Origin of the sequence: Lysinibacillus sp. NPDC097287 (assembly GCF_044761695.1) — a bacterium.
Lineage (GTDB): Bacteria > Bacillota > Bacilli > Bacillales_A > Planococcaceae > Lysinibacillus.
Genome location: NZ_JBIWCX010000044.1, coordinates 1 through 1,599 on the forward strand (window position 1 = coordinate 1; position 1,599 = coordinate 1,599).

General features: G+C 61.6%; 2 protein-coding genes. Both read left to right on the plus strand.

Annotated features, from left to right (window positions below):
• Positions 1-1,189 precede the first annotated feature (1,189 nt).
• Positions 1,190-1,474 (plus strand): helix-turn-helix domain-containing protein, encoded by a 285-nt coding sequence (locus ACIQ2D_RS22400; protein WP_483869757.1) that lies wholly within the window; start codon positions 1,190-1,192, stop codon positions 1,472-1,474.
• The coding region (locus ACIQ2D_RS22405; RefSeq protein WP_483869758.1) for an IclR family transcriptional regulator domain-containing protein at positions 1,459-1,599 on the plus strand (141 nt) is incomplete at its 3' end. The genes ACIQ2D_RS22400 and ACIQ2D_RS22405, both read left to right, overlap by 16 nt.

Sequence of the window (1,599 nt, forward strand, 5' to 3'; positions counted from 1 at the left end):
ATAGATTATAGGCCAAATTGAAACCAGATGTAGTGAGGTGGCGTTAAGCGCCGACCTGGCCCGGCCAGGAGGCCGGTCGGTGCCTGGCGAACATGGAGGAAGGACGTAGTCAAGGGCCCACCGACACTGAGCACGAGCAGAGTCTCGGTGGGCGGGCACGCGCCCGCCGTGTCGGCGACGAGCGCGAAGTTCGGGCGGTCCACCGACATCAGGTGTGAACATCGGTCGGTGGACCGTGCGTGTCAGAACCGGCGACAACTCCGACACGCAGATCGAAGACCCGCCGGGACGGAGTGGGGGACTCAACCGGCGGGTCAACATCCTCCATGCCCTGGTGCCTTGTTCTCCAAACATGAACAGCCCGCCGTATTTGTCGAGCAGGCACAACGAGGCCCAGCAGAAACCGATCAAGGCGACGGGCAGCACTCCCTGATGCTGGCCTTGTCGTCCAGAGTCGCCTGCTGCACCAGATGAGCGTCATTCTGCCGTGCGTCAGTACAAGTACATTGCCGCGTTCCTGACAAGTAACGGAGAAGGGTAGTGTTCGGCCCTCGTTCCAGGCTGGCGCGGGTGGGTGGGGGGCCGAGAATGTTCATCTCGATCACGCCGGCGGTGCGAAGCCTCACGCCCGTAACTCGATGCCATTCTGCAGCGGTTGCGACGCGGATAGACGTTGGTGATCACTCCCCGCGAAGTGGCGAGATCGTGGTATCGGTCAACGGCTGATGTCGATACCGACCGGCTGTTCGATAACGCCCCTGCATCCGCTGCGGCAATCAACGAAACTTTCCCGGCGGTCGGTCAGTTCAGGTGGTGAACCGGCGTAGAACTCGAGCACGGTAATAAACAGTGGACATCTACATTGAAGGCAGTCGCGTCCGAGTTCGGTGCCGACGACGGGCACAGTGCTCACGAAATCGACCATAGGCCAATTCTTCGAACGCGCATTCCTACTGGCAGGCAACGCATCCCGCGCACCGATGACACCGGTAAGTCTGTGACGCGATGTATGTGTCTGCTGCGCTTACCGTCGCATTCTGCAAGCGAGCCACCGACTGGGTGGGGAACACAGGAGATAGAATGAATTCTAGTAAATTTCGGAAGGGGCTTCATGGGCATCGCTGACCAGAATGGCACAACGCCGGGCGTCTCGACAGAGATGAAGTCGGGCAAGGACCTGCCACCCTCGATGATCGAGCGACTGACGTTGATTCTCGACGCCTTCGGCGGCCGAGGAGCTCGGATCACGCTCGAACAGGTTGCATGCCGTACTCGATTACCTCGCTCCACTGTCCACCGCATTCTCGATCAGCTCACCACCTTCGGATGGGTCGAGCACGCCTCCTTCGGATACTGCCTCGGTCGCCGCGCTCTCCGGGGGACGGCGACGGCGAGAGGCGCAGCTCGCTTCGTGAAGCGGCCGCACCGTTTCTGCACGAATTGCACCAGCAGACCGGTATGGTCGTGCATCTGACCGTCCTCGACGGCCCCGACGTCGTCGATCGCGACAAAGTCGGCGGACGTTTCGCCGCTGCAATCCCGTCGCGTGTCGGGGGTCACGCCCCCGCCCACTGCACCGCCGGCGGAAAAGCGATCCTG